This is a genomic window from Streptomyces sp. MBT53 (assembly GCF_016654115.1).
Classification (GTDB): Bacteria; Actinomycetota; Actinomycetes; order Streptomycetales; family Streptomycetaceae; genus Streptomyces.
Genome location: NZ_JAEQAZ010000060.1, coordinates 1 through 25,679, shown reverse-complemented (window position 1 = coordinate 25,679; position 25,679 = coordinate 1). Strand labels below are relative to the sequence as shown.

At 70.5% G+C, this 25,679-nt stretch carries 25 protein-coding genes; 22 read left to right on the top strand and 3 right to left on the bottom strand.

All coding sequences use genetic code 11. The features are described 5' to 3' along the window. The first annotated feature begins 31 nt into the window (after positions 1-31). The 7 genes from aroC (at position 32) to nusB (ending at position 6,136) form a co-directional block, all read left to right on the top strand. Positions 32-1,216 (top strand): chorismate synthase, encoded by a 1,185-nt coding sequence (gene aroC, locus JHN45_RS22715; protein ID WP_200712621.1) that lies wholly within the window; start codon positions 32-34, stop codon positions 1,214-1,216. Further along, positions 1,213-1,731: a shikimate kinase gene (locus tag JHN45_RS22710; protein WP_200712620.1), complete on the top strand. Its 519-nt coding sequence runs from the start codon at positions 1,213-1,215 to the stop codon at positions 1,729-1,731. Before aroC ends, JHN45_RS22710 begins: the two co-directional genes overlap by 4 nt. Further along, positions 1,728-2,819: a 3-dehydroquinate synthase gene (gene aroB, locus JHN45_RS22705; RefSeq protein ID WP_200712619.1), complete on the top strand. Its 1,092-nt coding sequence runs from the start codon at positions 1,728-1,730 to the stop codon at positions 2,817-2,819. Before JHN45_RS22710 ends, aroB begins: the two co-directional genes overlap by 4 nt. Positions 2,820-2,984: 165 nt before the next feature. Next, positions 2,985-3,794 carry a Pro-rich N-terminal domain-containing protein gene (locus tag JHN45_RS22700; protein ID WP_200712618.1) on the top strand — a complete coding sequence of 270 codons (810 nt, stop codon included), beginning with the start codon at positions 2,985-2,987 and terminating at the stop codon, positions 3,792-3,794. Between the two features lie 165 nt (positions 3,795-3,959). Beyond that, the gene (locus JHN45_RS22695; RefSeq protein WP_201050355.1) at positions 3,960-5,072 is read left to right on the top strand and encodes an aminopeptidase P family protein; all 1,113 of its coding nucleotides are present in this window, start codon (positions 3,960-3,962) and stop codon (positions 5,070-5,072) included. A 60-nt stretch (positions 5,073-5,132) separates the two neighbouring features. Then, positions 5,133-5,699: an elongation factor P gene (gene efp / locus JHN45_RS22690; RefSeq protein WP_043683951.1), complete on the top strand. Its 567-nt coding sequence runs from the start codon at positions 5,133-5,135 to the stop codon at positions 5,697-5,699. A gap of 2 nt (positions 5,700-5,701) precedes the next feature. After that, entirely contained in the window at positions 5,702-6,136 is a 435-nt protein-coding gene (gene nusB, locus JHN45_RS22685) for a transcription antitermination factor NusB (RefSeq protein WP_200712616.1), read from the top strand. Between the two features lie 163 nt (positions 6,137-6,299). Here the strand turns inward: nusB and bldD are convergent, their stop codons facing one another. Beyond that, on the bottom strand, positions 6,300-6,800 hold the full coding sequence (gene bldD, locus JHN45_RS22680; RefSeq protein ID WP_019059743.1) for a transcriptional regulator BldD: 501 nt from the start codon (positions 6,798-6,800) through the stop codon (positions 6,300-6,302). A 253-nt stretch (positions 6,801-7,053) separates the two neighbouring features. Here bldD and pyrR point away from each other — a divergent pair, with 253 nt between their 5' ends. The 13 genes from pyrR (at position 7,054) to metK (ending at position 21,315) form a co-directional block, all read left to right on the top strand. After that, positions 7,054-7,617, top strand: coding sequence for a bifunctional pyr operon transcriptional regulator/uracil phosphoribosyltransferase PyrR (pyrR, locus tag JHN45_RS22675; RefSeq protein WP_200712615.1), 564 nt, complete (start codon positions 7,054-7,056; stop codon positions 7,615-7,617). 86 nt (positions 7,618-7,703) lie between these two features. Next, the gene (locus JHN45_RS22670; RefSeq protein ID WP_200712614.1) at positions 7,704-8,681 is read left to right on the top strand and encodes an aspartate carbamoyltransferase catalytic subunit; all 978 of its coding nucleotides are present in this window, start codon (positions 7,704-7,706) and stop codon (positions 8,679-8,681) included. 5 nt (positions 8,682-8,686) lie between these two features. Beyond that, entirely contained in the window at positions 8,687-9,973 is a 1,287-nt protein-coding gene (locus JHN45_RS22665; protein ID WP_201050353.1) for a dihydroorotase, read from the top strand. Beyond that, the gene (locus JHN45_RS22660; protein ID WP_200712612.1) at positions 9,970-10,554 is read left to right on the top strand and encodes a hypothetical protein; all 585 of its coding nucleotides are present in this window, start codon (positions 9,970-9,972) and stop codon (positions 10,552-10,554) included. The genes JHN45_RS22665 and JHN45_RS22660 overlap by 4 nt, the downstream gene beginning before the upstream one ends. Beyond that, positions 10,551-11,693 carry a glutamine-hydrolyzing carbamoyl-phosphate synthase small subunit gene (gene carA / locus JHN45_RS22655; protein WP_200712611.1) on the top strand — a complete coding sequence of 381 codons (1,143 nt, stop codon included), beginning with the start codon at positions 10,551-10,553 and terminating at the stop codon, positions 11,691-11,693. Before JHN45_RS22660 ends, carA begins: the two co-directional genes overlap by 4 nt. Next, entirely contained in the window at positions 11,686-14,994 is a 3,309-nt protein-coding gene (carB, locus tag JHN45_RS22650; RefSeq protein ID WP_200712610.1) for a carbamoyl-phosphate synthase large subunit, read from the top strand. Before carA ends, carB begins: the two co-directional genes overlap by 8 nt. 51 nt (positions 14,995-15,045) lie before the next feature. After that, complete coding sequence (locus tag JHN45_RS22645; protein ID WP_200712609.1) at positions 15,046-16,152, top strand: quinone-dependent dihydroorotate dehydrogenase; 1,107 nt, start codon at positions 15,046-15,048, stop codon at positions 16,150-16,152. Beyond that, positions 16,149-16,994 (top strand): orotidine-5'-phosphate decarboxylase, encoded by an 846-nt coding sequence (gene pyrF / locus JHN45_RS22640; protein ID WP_200712608.1) that lies wholly within the window; start codon positions 16,149-16,151, stop codon positions 16,992-16,994. Before JHN45_RS22645 ends, pyrF begins: the two co-directional genes overlap by 4 nt. Before the next feature lie 289 nt (positions 16,995-17,283). Continuing rightward, a complete protein-coding gene (locus tag JHN45_RS22635) occupies positions 17,284-17,607 on the top strand; it encodes an integration host factor (RefSeq protein WP_019059734.1) in 324 nt (107 codons plus the stop codon). A 37-nt stretch (positions 17,608-17,644) separates the two neighbouring features. Further along, positions 17,645-18,202 (top strand): guanylate kinase, encoded by a 558-nt coding sequence (gmk, locus tag JHN45_RS22630; RefSeq protein WP_200712607.1) that lies wholly within the window; start codon positions 17,645-17,647, stop codon positions 18,200-18,202. 40 nt (positions 18,203-18,242) lie between these two features. Then, the gene (gene rpoZ / locus JHN45_RS22625; RefSeq protein WP_019059732.1) at positions 18,243-18,515 is read left to right on the top strand and encodes a DNA-directed RNA polymerase subunit omega; all 273 of its coding nucleotides are present in this window, start codon (positions 18,243-18,245) and stop codon (positions 18,513-18,515) included. A 134-nt stretch (positions 18,516-18,649) separates the two neighbouring features. Continuing rightward, positions 18,650-19,852, top strand: a complete 1,203-nt coding sequence (gene coaBC / locus JHN45_RS22620) for a bifunctional phosphopantothenoylcysteine decarboxylase/phosphopantothenate--cysteine ligase CoaBC (RefSeq protein WP_200712606.1) — start codon at positions 18,650-18,652, stop codon at positions 19,850-19,852. A 239-nt stretch (positions 19,853-20,091) separates the two neighbouring features. Beyond that, complete coding sequence (gene metK, locus JHN45_RS22615; RefSeq protein WP_201050352.1) at positions 20,092-21,315, top strand: methionine adenosyltransferase; 1,224 nt, start codon at positions 20,092-20,094, stop codon at positions 21,313-21,315. A 69-nt stretch (positions 21,316-21,384) separates the two neighbouring features. On the opposite strand, the gene JHN45_RS22610 is transcribed toward metK, so the two are convergent. Together JHN45_RS22610 and JHN45_RS22605 are read right to left on the bottom strand one after the other, a co-directional pair. Beyond that, positions 21,385-22,137, bottom strand: a complete 753-nt coding sequence (locus JHN45_RS22610) for an ABC transporter permease (protein WP_201050351.1) — start codon at positions 22,135-22,137, stop codon at positions 21,385-21,387. Further along, entirely contained in the window at positions 22,127-23,041 is a 915-nt protein-coding gene (locus tag JHN45_RS22605; protein ID WP_201050349.1) for an ABC transporter ATP-binding protein, read from the bottom strand. The genes JHN45_RS22610 and JHN45_RS22605 overlap by 11 nt, the downstream gene beginning before the upstream one ends. Positions 23,042-23,109: 68 nt before the next feature. On the opposite strand from JHN45_RS22605, the gene JHN45_RS22600 reads away from it, so the two are divergent. Next, positions 23,110-23,640 carry a TetR/AcrR family transcriptional regulator C-terminal domain-containing protein gene (locus JHN45_RS22600; protein ID WP_307783164.1) on the top strand — a complete coding sequence of 177 codons (531 nt, stop codon included), beginning with the start codon at positions 23,110-23,112 and terminating at the stop codon, positions 23,638-23,640. A 139-nt stretch (positions 23,641-23,779) separates the two neighbouring features. Continuing rightward, the coding region (locus JHN45_RS22595; RefSeq protein WP_236583963.1) for a primosomal protein N' at positions 23,780-25,679 on the top strand (1,900 nt) is incomplete at its 3' end.

Sequence of the window (25,679 nt, the reverse complement as noted above, 5' to 3'; positions counted from 1 at the left end):
CAGTCCCAGGGCGCGAGCATGAGGAGCACCGTTGAGCAGGTTGCGCTGGCTGACCGCGGGGGAGTCCCACGGCCCCGCACTCGTGGCGACGCTGGAGGGTCTTCCCGCCGGCGTCCCGATCACCACGGAGATGGTGGCGGACCACCTGGCCCGGCGCCGACTCGGCTATGGACGCGGCGCCCGCATGAAGTTCGAGCGCGACGAGGTCACCTTCCTCGGCGGCGTCCGCCACGGCCTCACCCTCGGTTCCCCGGTCGCCATCATGGTCGGCAACACCGAGTGGCCCAAGTGGGAGCAGGTCATGGCGGCCGACCCCATCGACCCGGAGATCCTCGCCGGACTGGCCCGCAACGCCCCGCTGACCCGCCCGCGCCCCGGCCACGCCGACCTCGCGGGCATGCAGAAGTACGGCTTCGACGAGGCCCGCCCGATCCTGGAGCGCGCCTCCGCGCGGGAGACCGCGGCGCGGGTCGCGCTGGGCGCGGTGGCCCGGTCGTACATCAAGGAGACGGCCGGCATCGAGATCGTCTCCCACGTCGTCGAGCTGGCTTCGGCGAAGGCTCCGCAGGGTGTGCTGCCCACGCCGGCCGATGTCGAGAGGCTGGACGCCGACCCCGTGCGCTGCCTGGACGCGGACGCGTCTAAGGCGATGGTCGCCGAGATCGACCAGGCCCACAAGGACGGCGACACCCTGGGCGGTGTGGTCGAGATCCTGGCCTACGGCGTCCCCGTCGGCCTCGGCTCGCACGTCCACTGGGACCGCAAACTGGACGCCAGGCTGGCCGCCGCCCTCATGGGCATCCAGGCCATCAAGGGCGTCGAGATCGGTGACGGCTTCGAGCTGGCGCGGGTGCCCGGTTCCAAGGCGCACGACGAGATCGTGAAGACCGACGAGGGCATTCGGCGCGTCTCCGGCCGTTCCGGCGGCACCGAGGGCGGGCTGTCCACGGGCGAGCTGCTGCGGGTGCGGGCCGCGATGAAGCCGATCGCGACCGTGCCGCGCGCGCTGCAGACCGTCGACGTGGTCACCGGTGAGGCCACACAGGCCCACCACCAGCGCTCCGACGTCTCCGCGGTCCCGGCCGCGGGGATCGTCGCCGAGGCGATGGTCGCCCTCGTCCTCGCGGACGCGGTGGCGGAGAAGTTCGGCGGCGACAGCGTGCCCGAGACCCGCCGCAACGTCCGCTCGTACCTCGAGAACCTGGCCATCCGGTGACCGCAGCACCACTGGTCGTCCTCGTCGGCCCGATGGGCGTCGGCAAGTCGACGGTCGGACAGCAGCTGGCCGAGCGGCTCGGTGTCGGCTACCGGGACACCGACGACGACATCGTGGCCGCCGAGGGCCGCACCATCGCCGAGATCTTCGTCGACGAGGGCGAGCCGGTCTTCCGCGCCCTCGAGAAGCGCGCGGTGGCCGGGGCCCTGGGCGAGCACGACGGCGTCCTCGCGCTCGGCGGCGGCTCGATCCTCGACGAGGACACGCGCGCGCTGCTCGCGACGCACCGGGTCGTCTACCTCTCCATGGACGTGGACGAAGCCGTCAAGCGCACCGGCCTCAACGTGGCCCGCCCGCTGCTCGCCGTCAACCCGCGCAAGCAGTGGCGCGAACTGATGGAAGCCAGGCGCCACTTGTACGCCGAGGTCGCGCAGGCCGTCGTACCCACCGACGGCCGCACCCCCGAGGACGTCACCCAAGCCGTCCTGGACGCACTGGAGTTGAAGGAAGCATGAGCGAGTCAGTGACGCGGATCCAGGTCGGCGGCACGGCGGGCAGTGACCCGTACGAGGTCCTGGTGGGCCGTCAACTCCTGGGCGAACTGGGCGGGTTGGTCGGTGACAAGGCCAAGCGGGTCGCCGTCATCCACCCCGAGGCGCTCGCCGAGACCGGTGACGCGCTCCGCGCCGACCTGGCCGGGCAGGGCTTCGAGGCCGTCGCCATCCAGGTGCCCAACGCGGAGGAGGCCAAGACCGCAGAGGTCGCCGCCTACTGCTGGAAGGCGCTGGGCCAGTCCGGGTTCACCCGCTCCGACGTCATCGTGGGCGTCGGCGGCGGCTCCACCACCGACCTGGCCGGATTCGTCGCCGCGACCTGGCTGCGCGGGGTCCGCTGGATCGCCGTACCGACCACCGTTCTCGCCATGGTGGACGCGGCCGTCGGCGGCAAGACCGGCATCAACACCGCCGAGGGCAAGAACCTGGTCGGTTCCTTCCACCCGCCGGCCGGCGTGCTCTGCGACCTCGCCGCGCTGGACTCCCTCCCGGTCAACGACTACGTCTCCGGGCTCGCCGAGATCATCAAGGCCGGCTTCATCGCCGACCCGGTGATCCTCGAACTCATCGAGTCCGACCCGGAGTCCGCGCGCACCCCGGCCGGACCGCACACCGCCGAACTCATCGAGCGCTCCATCAAGGTCAAGGCCGAGGTCGTCTCCGCCGACCTCAAGGAGTCGGGCCTGCGCGAGATCCTCAACTACGGCCACACCCTCGCGCACGCCATCGAGAAGAACGAGCGCTACAAGTGGCGGCACGGCGCCGCAGTGGCCGTAGGCATGCACTTCGCGGCCGAACTCGGCCGTCTCGCGGGCCGGTTGGACGACGCGACGGCCGACCGCCACCGCACGGTCCTCGAATCCGTCGGCCTCCCGCTCAGCTACCGCTACGACCAGTGGCCCAAGCTCCTGGAGACCATGAAGGTCGACAAGAAGTCCCGCGGCGACCTGCTCCGCTTCATCGTCCTCGACGGCCTCGCCAAACCCACGGTCCTGGAGGGCCCCGACCCGGCCGTCCTCCTCGCCGCATACGGCGAAGTGGGCGACTAAGTCCCGCCAAGTCCCGTCCACCCGATTTGCCTTGCGGGGACGGGCACTTCGGCCCCTCCCCGGCCGTTCACCAAATGGCGGCCGGGGAAGGTACCGTTCGGTAGGGAGCGGGGGTTCGGGCCCGCTGCCAGCGCCAATCGCCGTAAGAAATTGGAGTGGCACCGGATGCAGCACGCAGTGGGGTCTCCGCTGCCGCCGCCCCACCAGCCGGGGCAGGGACCGGCCGCCGGTTGGATGCCGACGGGACAGCACCCGGGCCCGCATCCGGGCTCCGTGCCCCCACCACCACCGGCCCCGCCGATGCCGTACACGATCCCGCGCCACGCACCGGACACCACCGGCCATGTCCAACTGCCGCCCGGCGGCCCCGTGGCCATGCCGAGCACGCCCCCCGCGCAGGCCGCGCCCGACCCGACCTCCACCACCCTCGCGGTGCTGCTCATCGGCCCCGCCGGCGCGGGCAAGACGAGCGTCGCCAAGTACTGGGCGGACCACCGCCGGGTCCCCACCGCCCACATCAGCCTCGACGACGTCCGCGAATGGGTGCGCTCCGGCTTCGCCGACCCCCAGTCCGGCTGGAACGACCACTCCGAGGCCCAGTACCGCCTGGCCCGCCGCACCTGCGGCTTCGCCGCCCGCAACTTCCTCGCCAACGGCATCTCCTGCATCCTCGACGACGCGGTCTTCCCCGACCGCCCGGTCGTGGGCCTCGGCGGCTGGAAACGCCACGTGGGCCCCGGCCTCCTCCCGGTCGTCCTCCTCCCGGGCCTGGAAATAGTCCTGGAACGCAACGCCGAACGCTCCGGCAACCGCCGCCTCACCGACGAGGAGGTCGCCCGCATCCACGGCCGCATGGCCGGCTGGTACGGCTCGGGCCTCCCGATCATCGACAACTCCCAGATGGACGTACAGCAGACGGCCCAGGTGCTGAATGACGTCCTCGCACGCTCCATAGCGAGCCCACCGAGCTGGTGACGAACGGGACGTGTGGCTTTTAGGGGCGCGGGGCTGTATCAATGTGCGGCTCCGCCGCGTGGGCGCGACCAGCCCCCACCGGCCCGCACCCGAAACTCACGCGCCGTCCCCCGAACGGCACTCTCCCAACCAGCACAATCCAGCCACCCCTCCTACGCTCATCTCATGTCAGAGGTCTACGCAGCCCGCAGAGCCAGGCTGAGGGAACGCGCCCAAGCCGGCGGCAGCCAATCCGCCCTGGTGACCAGCCCGGCCAACGTGCGCTACTTGGCCGGCCCCGCCCCGCAGGACACCGTCCTGCTGCTGGGCAAGAGCGAAGATCTGCTGGTCTGCACCGCCCCACTCGACGAGCGCCCCGCCGGAGGCGAGGGCCGCCCCGACGAGACCCTGCACATCCACACCCTCCCCGGCCCAGGCGGCGACCCCGCCGTAGCCGCCGCCGACCTCGCGTCAGCGACCGGCGCCGAATCCATGGCCGTGGAAGAGCACCACCTCACCGTGACCCGCCACCGAGCCCTCCGCTCGGTCGCCCCCGCGCTCCGACTCACCGACATCGGCGGCGCGGCGGAGCAACTGCGGGTCATCAAGGACGAGGAGGAGATCTCCTGTCTGAGAATCGCCGCCGAGATCGCCGACCAGGCCCTCGGTGAGCTGCTGGAGTCGATCCTCGTCGGCCGTACCGAACGCCATCTCGCCCTCGAACTGGAGCGACGGCTCGTCGACCACGGCGCGGACGGCCCGGCCTTCGCCACGTCCGTCGCGACCGGCCCGCACTCCGGCCGGCGCGGTCACCGGCCGACCGACCGCCGGGTCGAGGAAGGAGATTTCCTCTCCGTCTGCCTCGGCGCCACCTATCGCGGATACCGCTGCGAGATCGGCCGTACGTTCGTCATCGGCACCTCTCCCGCGGACTGGCAGATCGAGCTGTACGACCTCGTCTTCGCCGCCCAGCGCGCCGCACGGGAGTCCCTGACCCCCGGCGCGGCCTACCGCGACGTGGACCGCGCGGCACGTCAGGTGCTGGACTCCGCGGGCTACTCGGAGGGCCTCGCACCCCTCACCGGCCACGGCGTCGGACTCGAAATCGACGAGGACCCGCAGCTGGCCCCCGCGGCCATGGGTAAACTGGACGCTTGCGTGCCGGTCACCGTCGAACCGGGGGTCCACCTCCCGGGCCGGGGCGGTGTCCGGATCGATGACACGCTCGTCGTACGCCCTGAGGCGGACGGCGGACCCGAGCTACTCACCATCACGACCAAGGAACTGCTCGCGCTCTAGCTTTTCGAGCTGTGCGCGGGCCCCGTGGTCGTCCACGTCAGTCCAGGAGATTCCGCAACCGTGGCTTCCACGAACGACCTCAAGAACGGCCTGGTGCTCAAGCTCGACGGGGGCCAGCTCTGGTCCGTCGTCGAGTTCCAGCACGTCAAGCCCGGCAAGGGCCCTGCCTTCGTGCGCACCAAGCTCAAGAACGTGCTCTCCGGCAAGGTCGTCGACAAGACGTTCAACGCCGGCGTCAAGGTCGAGACGGCCACTGTCGACAAGCGCGACATGCAGTTCTCGTACATGGACGGCGAGTACTTCGTCTTCATGGACATGGAGACCTACGACCAGCTCATGGTCGACCGCAAGGCCGTCGGCGACGCCGCCAACTTCCTGATCGAGGGCTTCACCGCCACGGTCGCCCAGCACGAGGGCGAGGTGCTCTTCGTCGAGCTGCCCGCGGCCGTCGAGCTGACCATCCAGGAGACCGAGCCCGGCGTCCAGGGCGACCGTTCCACCGGTGGCACCAAGCCCGCCACCCTGGAGACCGGCTACCAGATCCAGGTCCCGCTCTTCATCACCACCGGTGAGAAGATCAAGGTCGACACCCGCTCCAGCGACTACCTCGGCCGGGTGAACAGCTAACCGTGGCTGCTCGCAACACGGCCCGCAAGCGCGCCTTCCAGATCCTCTTCGAGGGCGACCAGCGCGGAGTCGGCGTCACCACGGTCCTCGCGGACTGGATCCGGCTCTCCCGGGACGACACCCGGCAGCCGCCGGTCAGCGAGTACACGATGGAGCTGGTCGAGGGGTACGCGCAGCACGCGCGCCGCATCGACGAGCTGATCGCGCAGTACTCGGTCGGCTGGACGCTGGACCGCATGCCCGTGGTGGACCGCAACATCCTGCGCCTCGGCGCCTACGAGCTGATCTGGGTCGACGAGACCCCGGACGCCGTCGTCCTCGACGAGATGGTGCAGCTGGCCAAGGAGTTCTCCACGGACGAGTCGCCCTCGTTCGTGAACGGCCTGCTGGGCCGCTTCAAGGACCTGAAGCCCTCGCTGCGCCGGGACGAGGCGTAAAGAGGTACGGCATCGCCAGGGGGCCCGCAGCGTGACTGCTGCGGGCCCCCTGGCGTATCGCTGCGTCCGTGACCCCTGAGGGCCGCAGAAAGCCGCCGGGGCGACCGGAACCGTGAAGTTCCGGCCACCCCGGCGGCACGTTTCTGCTGAGACGGGGAGCGGCTCAGTTCTCCTCGTGGGAAACCGCGCGACGCGCGTCCGCGTCCAGCACGCCCCAGCTGATCAGCTGCTCGGTGAGGACCGAGGGCGACTGGTCGTAGATGACGGCGAGTGTGCGCAGGTCGTCCTGGCGGATCGAGAGCACCTTGCCGTTGTAGTCACCGCGCTGGGACTGGATCGTCGCCGCGTACCGCTGCAGCGGGCCGGCCTTCTCGGCGGGCACGTGGGCCAGCCGCTCCAGGTCCAGCACCAGCTTCGGCGGCGGCTCGGCGGCCCCGCCCGGCGTGGTGCCCGGCAGCAGCTCCTGCACCGGAACCCCGTAGAAGTCCGCCAGCTCGGCAAGGCGCTGCACGGTGACGGCACGGTCGCCGCGCTCGTACGACCCGACCACGACCGCCTTCCAGCGTCCCTGGGACTTCTCCTCGACACCGTGGAGGGAAAGGCCCTGCTGGGTGCGGATGGCCCGGAGCTTGGCCCCGAGCTGTTTGGCGTATTCGCTGGACATATAGCTCCCCGGACACTGTGTCTACGCGGCAACAGTGTTTCCGTGCCGCGCGGCTGGTAACTCACTGTGAGGTTACGCAGCGTTACACTTCCGCGTCAAGCCGAATGGTCCGCACCGGGGCTTCCGTGCCGGCGGTGGCTGATTACTCCATAGGGGTGATCAGGGGTGTCGCCCCGGCCTGCTACCGTGGATGGCGCAAATCCGACGTCCTTTAAGGTCCGTCCCGTGAGGCGGAGAAGGAGGTCCGTTTCTTATGGACACCCAGCAGTACGAGTCCGATGCCCGGCCGGTTCTCGAAGCCCCCGACATCGCGCGGGTCCTGACCCGCATCGCCCACGAGATCGTCGAGCGCGCCAAGGGCGCCGACGACGTGGTGCTCCTCGGTATTCCGACCCGGGGCGTCTTCCTCGCCCAGCGGCTCGCCGCCAAGCTCGAGGAGATCACCGACCGCAAGATCCCGGTCGGTTCCCTCGACATCACGATGTACCGCGACGACCTGCGCATGCACCCGCCGCGAGCGCTGGCCCGCACCGACATCCCCGGTGACGGCATCGACGGCCGCCTCGTCGTCCTCGTCGACGACGTGCTCTTCTCCGGCCGCACCATCCGCGCCGCCCTGGACGCCCTGAACGACATCGGGCGCCCCCGCGCGGTGCAGCTCGCGGTCCTGGTCGACAGAGGCCACCGCGAACTGCCCATCCGCGCCGACTACGTCGGCAAGAACCTCCCCACGTCGCTGCGGGAGACGGTCAAGGTCCAGCTCGCCGAGGAGGACGGTCGCGACACCGTGCTGCTCGGCGCCAAGCAGACCCCGTAGCGGGCAAAGGGGCGTACGCCGGTTCGGCGTGCCCCCGCTCGCCCGGAATCTCCCTCTTTCGCGAACTGCCTTACGGAGCCTGACAGATGCAGCGTCATCTCATCTCGGCCGCCGACCTCTCCCGCGACGACGCCGTCCTGATCCTCGACACCGCCGAGGAGATGGCCCGGGTCGCCGACCGGCCGATCAAGAAACTGCCGACCCTGCGCGGCCGTACCGTCGTCAACCTCTTCTTCGAGGACTCCACGCGCACGCGTATCTCCTTCGAGGCCGCCGAGAAGCGCCTCTCCGCCGACGTCATCAACTTCACCGCCAAGGGATCGAGCGTCTCCAAGGGTGAGTCCCTGAAGGACACCGCGCAGACCCTGGAGGCCATGGGTGTCGACGCGGTCGTCATCCGGCACGGGGCTTCCGGAGCGCCGTACCGGCTCGCCACCTCCGGGTGGATCGACGCGGCCGTCATCAACGCCGGTGACGGCACCCACCAGCACCCGACGCAGGCCCTGTTGGACGCGTTCACCATGCGCCGCCGGCTGGTCGGCCGGGACGCCGGGATCGGGCAGGATCTGGCCGGCAAGCGGATCACGCTCGTCGGCGACATCCTGCACAGCCGCGTCGCCCGCTCGAACGTCGACCTGCTGCACACCCTCGGCGCCGAGGTCACCCTCGTCGCCCCGCCCACCCTGGTCCCGGTCGGCGTCGAGGCCTGGCCCTGCGAGGTCTCCTACGACCTCGACAGCACGCTCTCCAAGTCCGACGCGGTGATGCTGCTGCGCGTGCAGCGCGAGCGCATGAACGCGGCCTTCTTCCCGACCGAGCGCGAGTACTCGCGGCGCTACGGCCTCGACGGCGACCGCATGGCGAAGATGCCCGAGCACGCGATCGTGATGCACCCCGGGCCGATGGTCCGGGGCATGGAGATCACCGCCGAGGTCGCCGACTCGGACCGCTGCACCGTCGTCGAGCAGGTCGCAAACGGAGTGTCCATCCGGATGGCCGTGCTCTATCTACTTCTGGGCGGCAACGAACCCGCCGTCAGCCACGCCCGCATCGAGGAGAAGTAAGTCACATGAGCAAGATCCTGATCCGTGGTGCGAAGATCCTCGGCGGTGAGCCGCAGGACGTGCTGATCGACGGGGACACGATCTCCGAGGTGGGCATCGGGCTGAGTGCCGAGGGCGCGGAGGTCGTCGAGGCCCAGGGGAAGATCCTCCTCCCCGGGCTGGTCGACCTGCACACCCATCTGCGCGAGCCCGGCCGTGAGGACTCCGAGACCGTCCTGACCGGTACGCGCGCTGCCGCGAGCGGTGGCTACACGGCCGTGTTCGCCATGGCCAACACCTTCCCGGTCGCCGACACCGCCGGTGTCGTCGAGCAGGTCTACCGGCTCGGCCAGGAGCACGGGTACTGCGATGTGCAGCCCATCGGCGCCGTCACCGTCGGCCTGGAGGGCAAGAAGCTCGCCGAGCTGGGCGCGATGCACGAGTCGGCCGCCGGGGTCACCGTCTTCTCCGACGACGGCAAGTGCGTCGACGACGCGGTGATCATGCGCCGCGCCCTGGAGTACGTGAAGGCCTTCGGGGGAGTCGTCGCCCAGCACGCGCAGGAGCCCCGCCTCACGGAGGGCGCCCAGATGAACGAGGGTGTCGTCTCCGCCGAACTCGGGCTCGGGGGCTGGCCGGCGGTGGCCGAAGAATCGATCATCGCCCGGGATGTCCTGCTCGCCGAGCACGTCGGCTCCCGCGTCCACATCTGCCACCTCTCGACCGCCGGGTCCGTCGAGATCGTCCGCTGGGCCAAGTCCCGGGGCATCGACGTGACCGCCGAGGTCACCCCGCACCACCTCCTCCTCACGGATGAACTGGTGCGCTCCTACAACCCCGTCTTCAAGGTCAACCCGCCGCTGCGCACCGAGCGCGATGTGCTGGCCCTGCGGGAGGCGCTCGCCGACGGCACGATCGACATCGTCGCCACCGACCACGCCCCGCACCCGCACGAGGACAAGGACTGCGAGTGGGCCGCCGCCGCGATGGGGATGGTCGGCCTGGAGACCGCGTTGTCAGTGGTGCAGGAGACCATGGTGGACACCGGGCTCCTCACCTGGGCCGGGGTCGCCGAGCGCATGTCCGTCAAGCCCGCCGAGATCGGGCGGGCGGTGGGGCACGGCCGTCCCGTCTCGGCTGGTGAGCCCGCCAACCTCACGCTCGTCGACACGGAATACCGTGGGTCGGTGGACCCCGCGGGCTTCGCTTCGCGCAGTCGCAACACCCCGTACGAGGGGCGTGAGCTGCCGGGCCGTGTGACGCACACCTGGCTCCGGGGCAAGGCCACGCTCGTCGACGGGAAGCTCACGTGACACCTCTGCAACTGACCCACCTCGCGGCCGGGGAGAAGTCCGCCCCGGTGACCGACTGGGCCGCGCGTATCGGCTGGCTCGTCGGGCTCGCCCTGTTCATCGCGCTCGTCTACTGGCTGATGCGCGAGGGCTGGAAGTGGCGCGGCACGCTCCAGGGCGACCTGCCGGACCTTCCCACCGCGCCGACCGACCCCGGTCCGGCGAAACTGACGATGAACGGCCGCTACCACGGCTCCACCACCGCCGGGCAGTGGCTCGACCGCATCGTGGCGCACGGCCTGGGCACCCGCAGCCGGGTCGAGCTCACGCTGACGGACGCGGGACTGGATGTCGTACGGCCCGGAGCCACCGACTTCTTCATCCCGGCCGGGGCGCTGCGCGAGGCCCTGCTCGGCAAGGGCATCGCCGGGAAGGTGCTCAGCGAGGGCGGTCTCCTGGTCGTGACGTGGGCGCACGGCGACCGGCTGATCGACTCCGGGTTCCGGTCCGACACCGCGGCCGAGCACGCCGAGTGGGTCGACACCCTGAACAGCATGATCAACAAGAGTCTCGAGACGACCGACACGGAAGGCGCACGATGACCACCTCCACCAGGGGAGCCGACAAGGTTCCCGCCGTACTCGTCCTGGAGGACGGCCGGATCTTCCGCGGCCGTGCCTACGGGTCCGTGGGGGTGACCTTCGGCGAGGCCGTGTTCTCCACCGGCATGACCGGCTACCAGGAGACCCTGACCGACCCGTCCTACCACCGCCAGGTCGTCGTGATGACCGCCCCGCACGTCGGCAACACCGGGGTCAACGACGAGGACCCCGAGTCGGCCCGCATCTGGGTCGCCGGTTACGTGGTGCGCGACCCCGCGCGCGTGCCGTCCAACTGGCGCTCCCGCCGCTCGCTGGACGAGGAGCTGCGCAACCAGGGTGTCGTCGGGATCTCCGGCATCGACACGCGCGCGTTGACCCGCCATCTGCGTGAGCGCGGCGCCATGCGCGTCGGCATCTTCTCCGGCAACGCGCTGCCCGACGACGGGACCATGCTCGCCGAGGTGCGCCAGGCCCCCGAGATGACGGGCGCGAACCTGTCCGCGGAGGTCGCCACCAAGGAGACGTACATCGTCCCCGCGATCGGCACGAAGAAGTTCACCGTCGCCGCCGTCGACCTCGGCATCAAGGGCATGACCCCGCACCGCATGGCCGAGCGCGGCATCGAGGTGCACGTCCTCCCGGCCACAGCGACGGCCGAGGACATCTACGCGGTCCAGCCCGACGGCGTGTTCTTCTCCAACGGCCCGGGCGACCCGGCCACCGCCGACCACCCGGTCGCCGTCATGCAGGCCGTCCTGGAGCGCGGCACCCCGCTCTTCGGCATCTGCTTCGGCAACCAGATCCTCGGCCGCGCGCTCGGCTTCGGCACCTACAAGCTGAAGTACGGCCACCGGGGCATCAACCAGCCCGTGCAGGACCGTACGACGGGCAAGGTCGAGGTCACCGCGCACAACCACGGCTTCGCCGTCGACGCGCCCCTCGACAAGGTCTCCGAGACCCCCTACGGCCGCGCCGAGGTCTCCCACGTCTGCCTGAACGACCAGGTCGTCGAGGGGCTCCAGCTCCTGGACCGGCCGGCCTTCAGCGTCCAGTACCACCCCGAAGCGGCAGCGGGCCCGCACGACGCCGCCTACCTGTTCGACCGCTTCGTATCTCTCATGGAGGGCCAGCGTGCCTAAGCGCTCCGATATCCAGTCCGTCCTGGTCATCGGCTCCGGCCCGATCGTCATCGGCCAGGCCGCCGAGTTCGACTACTCCGGCACCCAGGCCTGCCGCATCCTGCGCGCCGAGGGGCTGCGCGTCATCCTGGTCAACTCCAACCCGGCGACGATCATGACCGACCCGGAGATCGCCGACGCCACCTACGTCGAGCCGATCACCCCGGACTTCGTCGAGAAGATCATCGCCAAGGAGCGGCCGGATGCTCTTCTGCCCACCCTCGGTGGTCAGACGGCCCTCAACACCGCGATCTCGCTGCACGAGGCGGGCACCCTGGAGAAGTACGGCGTCGAGCTGATCGGCGCCAACGTCGAGGCCATCAACAAGGGCGAGGACCGCGACCTCTTCAAGGGCGTCGTCGAAGCCGTCCGTCAGAAGATCGGGCACGGCGAGTCCGCCCGCTCGGTGATCTGCCACTCCATGGACGACGTCATCGGGGGCGTCGAGACGCTCGGCGGCTACCCGGTCGTCGTCCGCCCCTCCTTCACCATGGGCGGCGCGGGCTCCGGCTTCGCGCACGACGAGGAGGAACTGCGCCGCATCGCCGGCCAGGGCCTCACGCTCTCGCCGACCACCGAGGTTCTCCTGGAGGAGTCCATCCTCGGCTGGAAGGAGTACGAGCTGGAGCTGATGCGCGACAAGAACGACAACGTCGTGGTCGTCTGCTCCATCGAGAACTTCGACCCCATGGGCGTGCACACCGGCGACTCGATCACCGTCGCCCCGGCGATGACGCTGACCGACCGCGAGTACCAGAACCTGCGGGACATCGGCATCGCGATCATCCGCGAGGTCGGCGTCGACACCGGCGGCTGCAACATCCAGTTCGCGATCGACCCGGTCGACGGCCGCGTCATCGTCATCGAGATGAACCCGCGTGTCTCCCGCTCCTCGGCCCTCGCCTCCAAGGCAACCGGCTTCCCGATCGCCAAGATCGCCGCCAAGCTGGCCGTCGGCTACACCCTCGACGAGATCCCGAACGACATCACGCGCGAGACCCCGGCCTCCTTCGAGCCGACCCTCGACTACGTGGTCGTGAAGGCCCCGCGTTTCGCCTTCGAGAAGTTCCCGAGCGCCGACTCGACCCTCACCACCACGATGAAGTCGGTCGGCGAGGCCATGGCCATCGGGCGCAACTTCACCGAGGCCTTCCAGAAGGCGCTGCGCTCCCTGGAGAAGAAGGGCAGCCAGTTCACGTTCGTCGGCGAGCCCGGCGACAAGACCCAACTCCTCGAAGAGGCCGTACGGCCCACCGACGGCCGGATCAACACCGTCATGCAGGCCATCCGCGCGGGCGCCACCCAGGAGGAGGTCTTCGAGTACACGAAGATCGACCCCTGGTTCGTCGACCAGCTCTTCCTCATCAAGGAGATCGCGGACGAGCTGGCCGCCGCCCCCAAGCTCGACCCCGAACTGCTCGCCGAGGCCAAGCGGCACGGCTTCTCCGACCAGCAGATCGGCGAGATCCGCGAGCTGCGCGAGGACGTCGTCCGCGAGGTCCGGCACGCGCTCGGCATCCGCCCGGTCTACAAGACGGTCGACACCTGCGCCGCCGAGTTCGCCGCGAAGACCCCGTACTTCTACTCGTCCTACGACGAGGAGAACGAGGTCGCCCCGCGCGAGAAGCCCGCCGTCATCATCCTGGGGTCGGGCCCCAACCGCATCGGCCAGGGCATCGAGTTCGACTACTCCTGCGTCCACGCCTCCTTCGCGCTCAGCGACGCCGGCTACGAGACCGTGATGGTCAACTGCAACCCCGAGACCGTCTCCACGGACTACGACACCTCCGACCGCCTGTACTTCGAGCCGCTCACGCTCGAGGACGTGCTGGAGATCGTCCACGCGGAGCAGCAGGCGGGCCCGGTCGCGGGCGTGATCGTGCAGCTCGGCGGCCAGACCCCGCTCGGCCTCGCCCAGGCGCTCAAGGACAACGGCGTCCCGATCGTCGGCACGCCCCCCGAGGCGATCCACGCCGCCGAGGACCGCGGCGCCTTCGGCCAGGTCCTCGCGGAGGCGGGCCTCCCGGCGCCGAAGCACGGCACGGCGACCACCTTCGTGGGCGCCAAGGCCATCGCCGACGAGATCGGCTACCCGGTCCTCGTCCGCCCGTCCTACGTCCTCGGCGGACGCGGCATGGAGATCGTCTACGACGAGACCCGCCTGGAGTCGTACATCGCCGAGTCGACCGAGATCAGCCCCTCGCGGCCCGTCCTGGTCGACCGCTTCCTGGACGACGCGATCGAGATCGACGTGGACGCGCTCTACGACGGCCAGGAGCTCTACCTCGGCGGTGTCATGGAGCACATCGAGGAGGCCGGCATCCACTCCGGCGACTCGGCGTGCGCCCTGCCGCCGATCACCCTGGGCGGCTTCGACATCAAGCGCCTGCGGACGTCGACGGAAGCCATCGCCAAGGGTGTCGGCGTCCGAGGCCTGATCAACATCCAGTTCGCGCTGGCCGGCGACATCCTCTACGTCCTGGAGGCCAACCCGCGCGCGTCCCGTACGGTCCCCTTCACCTCGAAGGCGACCGCGGTGCCGCTCGCGAAGGCCGCCGCCCGCATCTCCCTGGGCGCGACCGTCGCCGAACTCCGCGCCGAGGGGCTGCTCCCGGCCCACGGCGACGGCGGCGAACTCCCGCTGGACGCGCCGATCTCCGTCAAGGAGGCCGTCATGCCGTGGTCGCGCTTCCGCGACATCCACGGGCGTGGCGTCGACACCGTCCTCGGCCCGGAGATGCGCTCCACCGGCGAGGTCATGGGCATCGACTCCGTCTTCGGCACGGCGTACGCCAAGTCCCAGGCGGGCGCCTACGGCCCGCTGCCCACCAAGGGCCGCGCGTTCATCTCGGTCGCCAACCGCGACAAGCGCTCGATGATCTTCCCGGCCCGCGAACTGGTCGCCCACGGCTTCGAGTTGCTCGCCACGTCCGGCACCGCCGAGGTCCTCAAGCGCAACGGCCTGAACGCGACGGTCGTCCGCAAGCAGTCCGAGGGCGTCGGCCCGAACGGCGAGAAGACCATCGTCCAGCTCATCCACGACGGCGAGGTCGACCTCATCGTCAACACCCCGTACGGCACCGGCGGCCGCCTCGACGGCTACGAGATCCGTACGGCGGCCGTGGCCCGGTCGGTCCCGTGCCTCACGACGGTGCAGGCGCTCGCCGCCGCCGTCCAGGGCATCGACGCCCTCAACCGCGGTGACGTGGGCGTGCGTTCACTCCAGGAACACGCAGAACACCTGACCGCGGCCCGCGACTAGCGCCGAAGAGGGGGACACCGGAAACGGTGTCCCCCTCTTCATGAGGACACCATGTACAAGATCTTCTTCAATCTCGTCTTCAAACGGATGGACCCCGAGCAGGCCCACCACCTCGCCTTCCGCTGGATCCGGCTGGCCGTCCGCATCCCCGTACTGCGCACGTTCGTCGCCGCCGCTCTCGCGCCCAGGTTCGAGGAGCTGCGGACGGAGGCCTTCGGGCTGCGGATGCACGGCCCCTTCGGGCTCGCGGCCGGCTTCGACAAGAACGCGGTCGCGATCGACGGCATGTCGATGCTCGGCTTCGACCACGTCGAGATCGGCACGGTCACCGGGGAGCCGCAGCCCGGCAACCCCAAGAAGCGGCTGTTCCGCCTTGTGCCGGACCGGGCGCTGATCAACCGCATGGGCTTCAACAACGAGGGCTCCGCGGCCGTGGCGGCCCGCTTGGAGGCGCGTGAGGCGGTCTTCAGGACCGTCGTCGGCGTCAACATCGGCAAGACCAAGGTCGTCCCCGAGGAGGAGGCCGTCGGCGACTACGTGAAGTCGACCGAGCGGCTCGCCCGGCACGCCGACTATCTCGTCGTCAACGTGTCGTCGCCCAACACGCCCGGGCTGCGCAACCTCCAGGCGACCGAGGCGCTGCGCCCGCTGCTGAGCGCAGTCCGTGAGGCGGCCGACCGCGCGGTGACCGACCGGCGCGTCCCGCTCCTGGTGAAGATCGCGCCGGACCTCGCGGACGAGGACGTGGACGCGGTCGCCGACCTCGCGGTCGAACTCGGCCTGGACGGGATCATCGCCACGAACACGACCATCGCGCGCGAGGGCCTCGGTCTGAAATCCGAACCCTCGCTCGTCAAGGAGACCGGCGGGCTGTCCGGGGCACCCCTGAAGGCTCGCTCGCTGGAGGTACTGCGCCGCCTCTACGCGCGCGTGGGCGACGACATCACCCTTGTGGGCGTCGGCGGTATCGAGGACGCCGAGGACGTCTGGCAGCGGATCCTCGCCGGTGCCACGCTCGTGCAGGGCTACAGCGCCTTCGTCTACGAAGGGCCCTTCTGGGGCCGTGCCATCCACAAGGGCCTCGCCGCGCGCCTGCGCACGAGCCCGTACGCCACCCTGGCCGACGCGGTCGGCGCCGACGTAAGGAAGCCGGTATGAGCCCTCTCGAACCCTTCGGCGCACGTCTGCGCCGAGCCATGGACGAACGCGGCCCGCTCTGCGTCGGCATCGACCCGCACGCCTCGCTGCTCGCGGACTGGGGCCTGAACGACGACATCGCAGGGCTTGAGCGGTTCAGCCGCACGGTCGTCGAGGCGCTCGCCGACCGGGTCGCCGTCCTCAAGCCGCAGAGCGCCTTCTTCGAACGCTTCGGCTCGCGCGGGATCGCCGTCCTGGAGAAGTCCGTCGAGGAGGCGCGGGCGGCCGGCGCGCTGGTCGTCATGGACGCGAAGCGCGGCGACATCGGCTCGACCATGGCCGCGTACGCCGAGTCCTTCCTCCGCAAGGACTCCCCGCTGTTCTCCGACGCGCTGACCGTCTCGCCGTATCTCGGCTACGGCTCGCTCGCCCCGGCGGTCGAACTGGCCCGTGAGAGCGGCGCCGGGCTCTTCGTGCTCGCGCTGACCTCCAACCCGGAGGGCGGAGAGGTGCAGCACGCGGTCCGCGCGGACGGGCGGAATGTCGGAGCGACCATGCTGGCCCACCTGGCCGCCGAGAACGCGGGGGAGGAGCCCCTGGGTTCCTTCGGGGCCGTCGTCGGCGCCACCCTGGGCGATCTGTCGTCGTACGACCTCGCCGTCAACGGTCCGATTCTCGCGCCCGGCATCGGGGCGCAGGGGGCGACTCCGGCCGACCTTCCCGGGGTTTTCGGGTCGGTGCTGCGCAACGTGGTTCCGAACGTGAGCCGAGGTGTTCTACGTCACGGTCCCGATGTCGGAGTGCTTCGAGCGGCCTCGGATCGCTTCGCGGAGGAGATCCGCGTCGCCTTTGCGACCGTCTGAGGTGTTCGAACGGGTCGATCGAGTCCTCCGATGAGTGGCTCGACGGCCGGCTCCGGAGTGACTTGAGTCTGAATACATCCTCAAATCCGGGGCGTTATGTCGGAAATGTCCGGCCTGGCGCAGGCTGACCAGGACTTTTCCTCTGTTCTCGCTGACTCTGGCGCCCTTGGCCGCTAGTCTCCGAGCAGAGTCAACGGGCAAGCGTGTTGCTCGTAGCTCCCCAGGTGTGGGGCGACTAGGTTCCTCACCGGTCCGTATCCGACAGTTCGACATCCGAGGTGACGTAGGCGTGGCTCTTCCGCCCCTTACCCCTGAACAGCGCGCAGCCGCGCTCGAAAAGGCCGCCGCGGCTCGCCGGGAGCGGGCCGAGGTCAAGAATCGACTCAAGCACTCCGGCGCCTCCCTGCATGACGTCATCAAGCAGGGCCAGGAGAACGACGTCATCGGCAAGATGAAGGTCTCCGCGCTGCTTGAGTCCCTGCCTGGCGTGGGCAAGGTCCGCGCCAAGCAGATCATGGAGCGACTCGGCATCTCCGAGAGCCGCCGAGTACGTGGCCTCGGCTCCAACCAGATCGCGTCCCTGGAGCGTGAGTTCGGCAGCACCGGCTCGTGAGTCCCGGGCACCCCGGGATTGCTGGAATAATCGCTGCATGAGTGAACGTCCGCGGCTGACCGTGCTCTCCGGCCCCTCAGGGGTCGGCAAGAGCACGGTCGTCGCCCATATGCGCAAGGAACACCCCGAGGTCTGGCTCTCGGTGTCGGCGACGACCCGCAAGCCCCGCCCCGGTGAGAAGCACGGGGTCCACTACTTCTTCGTCAGTGACGATGAGATGGACAAGCTGATCGCCAACGGCGAGCTGCTGGAGTGGGCGGAGTTCGCCGGCAACCGCTACGGCACACCGCGTACGGCCGTGCTGGAGCACCTGGAGTCCGGTGTGCCGGTGCTGCTGGAGATCGACCTCCAGGGCGCCCGGCAGGTCCGCGACTCCATGTCCGAGGCCCACTCGGTGTTCCTCGCTCCTCCCTCCTGGGAGGAGCTGGTGCGCAGGCTCACCGGACGGGGCACCGAACCGCCCGAGGTGATCGAGCGCCGCCTGGACGCGGCGAAGATCGAACTGGCGGCGGAACCCGAGTTCGACGCGACCCTGGTCAACACCTCCGTCGAGGACGTAGCGCGCGAGCTGCTAGCCTTGATGGAAGTTGTGTGATCGTTTTTCCGATCTCATCCCATCTTTCGGAAGGCAGAGCGTGTCCTCTTCCATCACCGCTCCCGAGGGCATCATCAACCCTCCGATCGACGAGCTCCTCGAGGCCACCGACTCGAAGTACAGCCTCGTGATCTACGCCGCCAAGCGTGCCCGTCAGATCAACGCGTACTACTCGCAGCTCGGCGAGGGCCTGCTGGAGTACGTCGGTCCGCTCGTCGACACCCACGTCCACGAGAAGCCGCTCTCCATCGCCCTGCGCGAGATCAACGCGGGTCTGCTCACCTCCGAGGCCGTCGAGGGCCCCGCGACCTGAGTCGCAGCAGCTTTGTCCACAGGCCCGGCAGCGACTGTCGGGCCTGTGGTCTGCTCGGGGGTGCGGGGGTCGTCCCCCGCTGTGACGCAGCATGGAGTCGTACGGGTCGCACGGTGCCGAACTCGGGGAGAGACGTGGACAAGCCCAAGGTCGTTCTGGGAGTCAGTGGTGGTATCGCCGCGTACAAGGCGTGCGAGCTGCTGCGCAGACTGACGGAGTCCGGGCATGACGTCCGGGTCGTCCCGACCGCCTCCGCCCTGCACTTCGTCGGCGCCGCCACCTGGTCCGCGCTCTCCGGGCACCCCGTCTCCACCGAGGTGTGGGACGACGTCCACGAGGTCCCGCACGTGCGCATCGGCCAGAGCGCCGACCTGGTGGTCGTAGCCCCCGCCACGGCGGACATGCTCGCGAAGGCGGCCCACGGCCTGGCCGACGACCTCCTCACCAACACCCTCCTCACCGCCCGCTGTCCGGTCGTCTTCGCGCCCGCGATGCACACGGAGATGTGGGAACACCCGGCCACCCAGGAGAACGTGGCGACACTGCGCCGCCGAGGCGCCGTCGTCATCGAACCGGCCGTCGGCCGGCTCACCGGCGTCGACACCGGCAAGGGCCGGCTGCCCGACCCCACCGAGATCTTCGAGGTCTGCCGCCGAGTGCTCGCGCGGGGCGTCACCGAACCCGACCTCAAGGGCCGGCACGTCGTCGTCAGCGCCGGCGGCACCCGCGAGCCCCTCGACCCCGTCCGCTTCCTCGGCAACCGCTCCTCCGGCAAGCAGGGCTACGCCCTCGCCCGCACCGCCGCCGCCCGGGGCGCCCGGGTCACCCTGCTCGCGGCGAACACGGGACTGCCGGACCCGGCCGGCGTCGACGTCGTCCAGGTCGGGACCGCCGTACAGCTGCGGGAGGCGGTGCTGAAGGCCGCCGCGGACGCGGACGCGGTCGTCATGGCCGCAGCGGTCGCCGACTTCCGGCCCGCCGAGTACGCGACCGGGAAGATCAAGAAGAAGGACGACAAGGACCCCGAGCCCGTCGTCCTGGTGCGAAATCCGGACATCCTCGCGGAGATCTCCGCCGACCGGGCCCGACCGGGACAGGTGGTCGTCGGGTTCGCCGCCGAGACGGACGACGTCCTCGCCAACGGACGTACCAAACTGGTGCGCAAGGGCTGCGATTTGCTGGTGGTGAACGAGGTGGGGGAGCGCAAGACCTTCGGTTCCGAGGAGAACGAGGCGGTCGTGCTGGGTGCCGACGGCAGCGAGACCGCGGTGCCGTACGGTCCCAAGGAAGCCCTGGCCGAGACCGTGTGGGACCTGGTCGCACACCGTCTCTCCTGATTTGTTTCAGCCGTCTGACAGTTCGCCGAAACCTGACATTCGTGCGTGGCGACTCTGGCCAACGGCACTCGGCATTCGGCAAAATGCGCGTGCCGCAGGTCACAGCGCTTCCCGAGAGTCGAGACAGGGGGACCGTCTGTCGACCGCGACCGATAAACTGTTCTCGGACGACGTCGGGCGCAGCTCCCGTCCCGTCCGCCAATGATCAGCCAGCAGCCGCTGCAACCTCAGGGAGCGTTGTGTCCCGTCGTCTTTTCACCTCGGAGTCCGTGACCGAAGGTCACCCCGACAAGATCGCTGACCAGATCAGCGACACCATTCTCGATGCGCTTCTGCGGGAGGACCCGACCTCCCGGGTCGCCGTCGAGACGCTGATCACGACCGGCCTGGTGCACGTGGCCGGTGAGGTCACCACCAAGACCTACGCGCCCATCGCGCAGCTCGTCCGCGACAAGATCCTGGAGATCGGCTACGACTCCTCCAAGAAGGGCTTCGACGGCGCCTCCTGCGGTGTCTCGGTGTCCATCGGCGCGCAGTCCCCGGACATCGCGCAGGGTGTCGACACGGCGTACGAGAACCGTGTCGAGGGTGCCGCCGCAGGTGGAGAAGGGGACGAGCTCGACAAGCAGGGCGCGGGCGACCAGGGCCTGATGTTCGGCTACGCGACGGACGAGACGCCGACGCTGATGCCGCTCCCGATCTTCCTGGCGCACCGCCTCGCCAAGCGCCTCTCGGAGGTCCGCAAGAACGGGACCATCCCGTACCTGCGCCCCGACGGCAAGACCCAGGTCACCATCGAGTACGACGGCGACAAGGCCGTCCGCCTCGACACGGTAGTCGTCTCCTCGCAGCACGCCTCCGACATCGACCTGGAGTCGCTGCTCGCCCCCGACATCCGCGAGTTCGTGGTCGAGGCCGAGCTGAAGGCGCTCCTGGACGAGGGCATCAAGCTCGACACCGACGGCTACCGCCTGCTCGTGAACCCCACCGGCCGCTTCGAGATCGGCGGCCCGATGGGCGACGCCGGCCTGACCGGTCGCAAGATCATCATCGACACGTACGGCGGCATGGCCCGCCACGGCGGCGGTGCCTTCTCCGGCAAGGACCCGTCCAAGGTCGACCGCTCCGCCGCGTACGCGATGCGCTGGGTCGCGAAGAACGTCGTCGCCGCGGGCCTCGCCTCGCGCTGCGAGGTCCAGGTCGCGTACGCGATCGGCAAGGCCGAGCCCGTGGGCCTCTTCGTCGAGACCTTCGGCACCGCCAAGGTCGAGACCGACCGCATCGAGAAGGCGATCGACGAGGTCTTCGACCTCCGCCCGGCCGCCATCATCCGCGACCTCGACCTGCTCCGCCCGATCTACGCCCAGACCGCCGCGTACGGCCACTTCGGCCGCGAGATCCCCGACTTCACGTGGGAGCGCACGGACCGCGTGGACGCGCTGCGGAAGGCTGCGGGGCTGTAGTTCCCGATGGCTGTTGCGGGGCCCGGTTTCCTTTGGGGAGCCGGGCCTCGGCGTTTCCCGACGACGGGGTCAGCGCCGGGTCCCCCGGACGGCCACCAAAAGGGCTGCCGTCGTGATCGCCGCGATCACCGCTGCCGCGTGTGCGTAGGCCCGGGAGTCGCCGGTGACCGCGGCCTGGAAACCGTGGAGGGCCCAGTAGCCCGGGGTTGCCGGGGCCACCGTGGAGACCCAGTGGGGGAGGACCGTGAGGGGGACCAGGCAGCCGCTGAGGCAGGTGATCGTGAGGGCGCCGATGTCGGAGGCGGCGGCCAACTGGCCCTGGCTGCGGGCGTGGACGCCGAGCGCGAGGCCGCAGGCGGTCACGCAGGCCGCCCAGAGGAGGGCCAGCAGCGGCAGGCGCCAGGTGCCGGCGGTGAGAGGGAAGCCGAAGGTCGCGGTCGCGAAGAGGAAGAGCACGGCCTGTTGGGCGAGGAACAGCGCCAGCGGCGGCAGGGCCTTGCCGGTCAGGATCGTCGTGGGGGTCGCAGGGCTTGAGCGCAGGCGGTCCCAGGTGCGCCAGGTGCGTTCGGAGAGCAGGAGTTGGCCGGCCACGTCCAGGGCGAGCAGGGTGAACATCACCGCGATGCCGGGAGCGGCCTGTACGACGCCCGGTGTGCCGGGGGTGGCCAGGCGGTCGTACACCGGGTGGAGCACGCTCAGGAGGACCAGGGACATGACCGTGTAGGCGAGCGGGGTTCCCGGGTCGCGGACCAGCAGGACGAGGGTGTGGCGGGTCATGGCCCAGGTGCGGCGGGCCGTGGTCGGGGCGGGTTCAGGCCGCATGGTGGGTCTCCGTGGGGAGTCGGTCGGCGGCCAGGCTTCGGTAGAGGTCGTCGAGGGAGGGTTCGCGGACCGCGGCCGAGCGGACCCGGGTGGTGTCGGGGCCGAGGTCGCGGAGGAGACGGGCCAGGGACCGGGCCGGGTCCGTGGTGCTGAAACGCAGTTCCCCAGGGGTGGTTGAGGTCTGGGCGAGGTGTTCGGGTACGGGGCCGGTGAAGGTCACCGTCACCTCGCCGGGCAGGCCGTCCAGGAGGTCGGCGCGGTCGCCGCGGGCGATCACCCGGCCGGCCGCGGCGACCGCGAGCGTGGCGCCGAGCTGCTCCAACTCCGGTAGGTAGTGCGTGGTGTAGCAGATGGCGGCGCCTTCGTCGGCGCGGGTCCTGACGAGTCGTAGCAGCGCTTCGCGGGTGGTGGGGTCGGCGCCGACGGTGGGTTCGTCGAGGAGCAGCACGCGGGGGCGGGGCAGCAGGACCGTGGCCGCCTGGGCGCGGCGCTGCTGGCCGCCGGAGAGCGTCGCGATCGGTCGGTCGAGTACGTCGGTGAGGGCCAACTCCTCTGCTACGGCGGCCAGTTCGGCGCGGAGTTCGGTCCGGCGCAGGCCGGCCAGGCCGCCGTAGAGGCGGAGGTTCTGGCGCAGGGTCGCGGTGGGGTAGAGGGCCAACTCCTGGGGTGCCAGGCCGATCAGACTTCGGGCGGCGCGTGGGGCCGTGGCGAGGTCTGTTCCCGCTACGAGGACCGAGCCCGCGTCGGGGCGTTCCAGGCCGGCAACGACGCGGGCGAAGGTCGTCTTGCCCGCGCCGTTGTGGCCGATCAGGCCGCAGATCTCGCCGGGCTCGATATCCAGGTCGAAGCCGTCCAGGGCCTGGACGGGACCCCACCGTTTGCGCAGGCCGCTGACGGTCAGCATGGTCACTCCCTCGATATATACAACGTATACGTATACTGTGTATACGTAGCTTCGAGGGAGGATGTCAAGTGACGCCACGGCGGATCAGTCGTGATCAAGTGCTCGACGTGACATGGGAGTTGGCGACCCGGAAGGGACTGCCGGCCGTCACCATGCGGGCCGTCGCGCAGGAACTCGACGTCAATCCGATGACGCTCTACCGGCACGTCGGCGACAAACAGGGACTCCTCGACGGCCTGGTCGAGCGGCTGCTGCTGGAGATCGAGGTGCCGGGTCCCGGACTCGACTGGCGCGAGCAACTGCGGCTGCTCGGCCACAGCATGCGGGCCACCGCCCGACGTCACCCCGACCTGTTCCTGCTCCTCTTCCAGCGCCCGGCCGTGACCCCGGCGGCCGTCGGGCCGCGCAACGCGGTCTACGGCGCCCTGCGCGCCGCCGGTCTCCAGGAGGAGCGGATTCCGCGGACCGAGCGGCTGCTGTCGACGTTCATGCTCGGGTTCGCCGCCTCGGAGGCGGGCGGACGCTTCCGGGACGGCGATCCCGACGAGGACATGGCCTACGCCGAGCGGCTCGTCGTGCGGCTTCTCGCCGAGGTCTAGACGGCCTGGTGTGGACGGCGGTCGGCGGCCGTTGTCAGTCGCGTTTGGTAAGAATGCAGGCGTGAGCAGCGCGGACGGGGAACGGGACGGCGGGGCGGAGGGTGCGCCGCCCGAGCAGCTTGCGCTGATTCGGGAGAGTATGCGGCAGGCGAAGGGGCCCAAGGCGAAGCCGCGGACATGGCGGGGGGCCGCGCTGGCCGGGGAGCTGCCCGTCGCGCGGGTGCTGGTCGACAAGGGAGTGCTGCATCTCGACCGGTACTTCGACTACGCCGTGCCTGCCGAGCTCGACGCCGACGCGCAGCCCGGGGTGCGGGTGCGGGTGCGGTTCGGGGCCGGGCGGCACCGGGTGCGGGACGGGCGGAGAGAAGGCGGGGGGCTCATCGACGGGTTCCTCGTCGAGCGGCTCGCCGAGTCCGACTACTCCGGGCCGCTCGCCGCGCTGGCGCAGGTCGTCTCGCCGGAGCCGGTGCTGAGCGAGGAACTGCTCGGGCTGGCACGGGCCGTCGCCGACCGGTACGCGGGGAGTCTCGCCGATGTGCTGCAGCTGGCCGTGCCGCCGCGCAGCGCGCGGGCCGAACAGAAGCCGTCGCCCGCGCCGTTGCCGCCGCCGGGGGTTCCGGGTGTGGGGTCCTGGGGGCGGTACGAGCGCGGGGCCGGGTTTCTGGAGGCGCTGGCCTCGGGGGGTGCGCCGCGCGCGGTGTGGAACGCCTTGCCGGGGCCCGAATGGAGCGACGAGATCGCGCGGGCCGTCGCCGCTACGCTCGCCTCCGGGCGCGGGGCGCTCGTCGTCGTACCGGACGGGCGGGCCGCCGGGCGGGTCGACGCCGCGTTGACGGCTCTGCTGGGTGAGGGGCGGCATGCGCTGCTCACCGCGGACGCCGGGCCGGAGAAGCGGTACCGGCAGTGGCTGGCCGTGCGACGGGGGGCTGTACGGGCTGTCGTCGGGACCCGGGCCGCCATGTTCGCGCCGGTTCAGGACCTGGGGCTCGTCGTGATCTGGGACGACGGGGACGACAGCCACAGCGAGCTGCACGCGCCGCAGCCGCATGCGCGGGAGGTGCTGCTGCTGCGCGCCGCGCTCGACAAGTGCGGGTTCCTGTTGGGGAGTTGGAGCTGCACGGTGGAGGCCGCGCAGCTGGTGGAGAGCGGGTGGGCGCGGCCGTTGGTCGCCTCGCGCGATCAGGTGCGGGTGGCCGCTCCGCTGGTACGGACCGTGGGGGACGGGGACCTCGCGCGGGACGAGGCCGCGCGGGCCGCCCGGTTGCCGACGCTCGCCTGGCAGGCGGTGCGGGAGGGGTTGAAGCACGGGCCTGTGCTGGTGCAGGTGCCCCGGCGGGGGTACGTGCCGCGGATGGCGTGCGCGCAGTGCCGTGCCGCGGCGCGCTGTCGGCACTGCGCCGGGCCGTTGGAGGCGCAGGACGCGGGCGTGCTGCGGTGCGCGTGGTGCGGGGTCGAGGAGAACTCCTGGCACTGTCCCGAGTGCGGGGGGTTCCGGTTGCGGGCCCAGGTCGTGGGGGCGCGGCGGACCGCGGAGGAGTTGGGGCGGGCGTTTCCGGCGGTGCCGGTGCGGACGTCCGGGCGGGAGCAGGTGCTCGACACCGTGCCGGGGACTCCCGCACTGGTCGTCAGTACGCCCGGAGCCGAGCCGGTCGCCGAGGGCGGGTATGCGGCGGCTCTGCTGCTGGACGGCTGGGCGATGCTCGGGCGGCCCGATCTGCGCGCCGGGGAGGACGCGTTGCGGCGGTGGATCGCGGCGAGTTCGCTGGTACGGCCGCAGGGGGCTGGGGGGACGGTGGTCGTCGTGGCCGAACCCACCTTGCGGCCTGTGCAGGCGCTGGTGCGATGGGATCCCGTGGGGCATGCGGTGCGGGAGCTTGCCGAGCGGGCGGAGTTGGGGTTTCCGCCGGTGTCGCGGATGGCTGCGGTGGCGGGGGTGGGGGAGGCGGTCGCGGAGTTCCTCGCGGCTGTCGAACTGCCCACGGATGCGGAGGTGTTGGGGCCGGTGCCCGTGCCGGTCGTGATGGCGGGAGGGCCTCGGC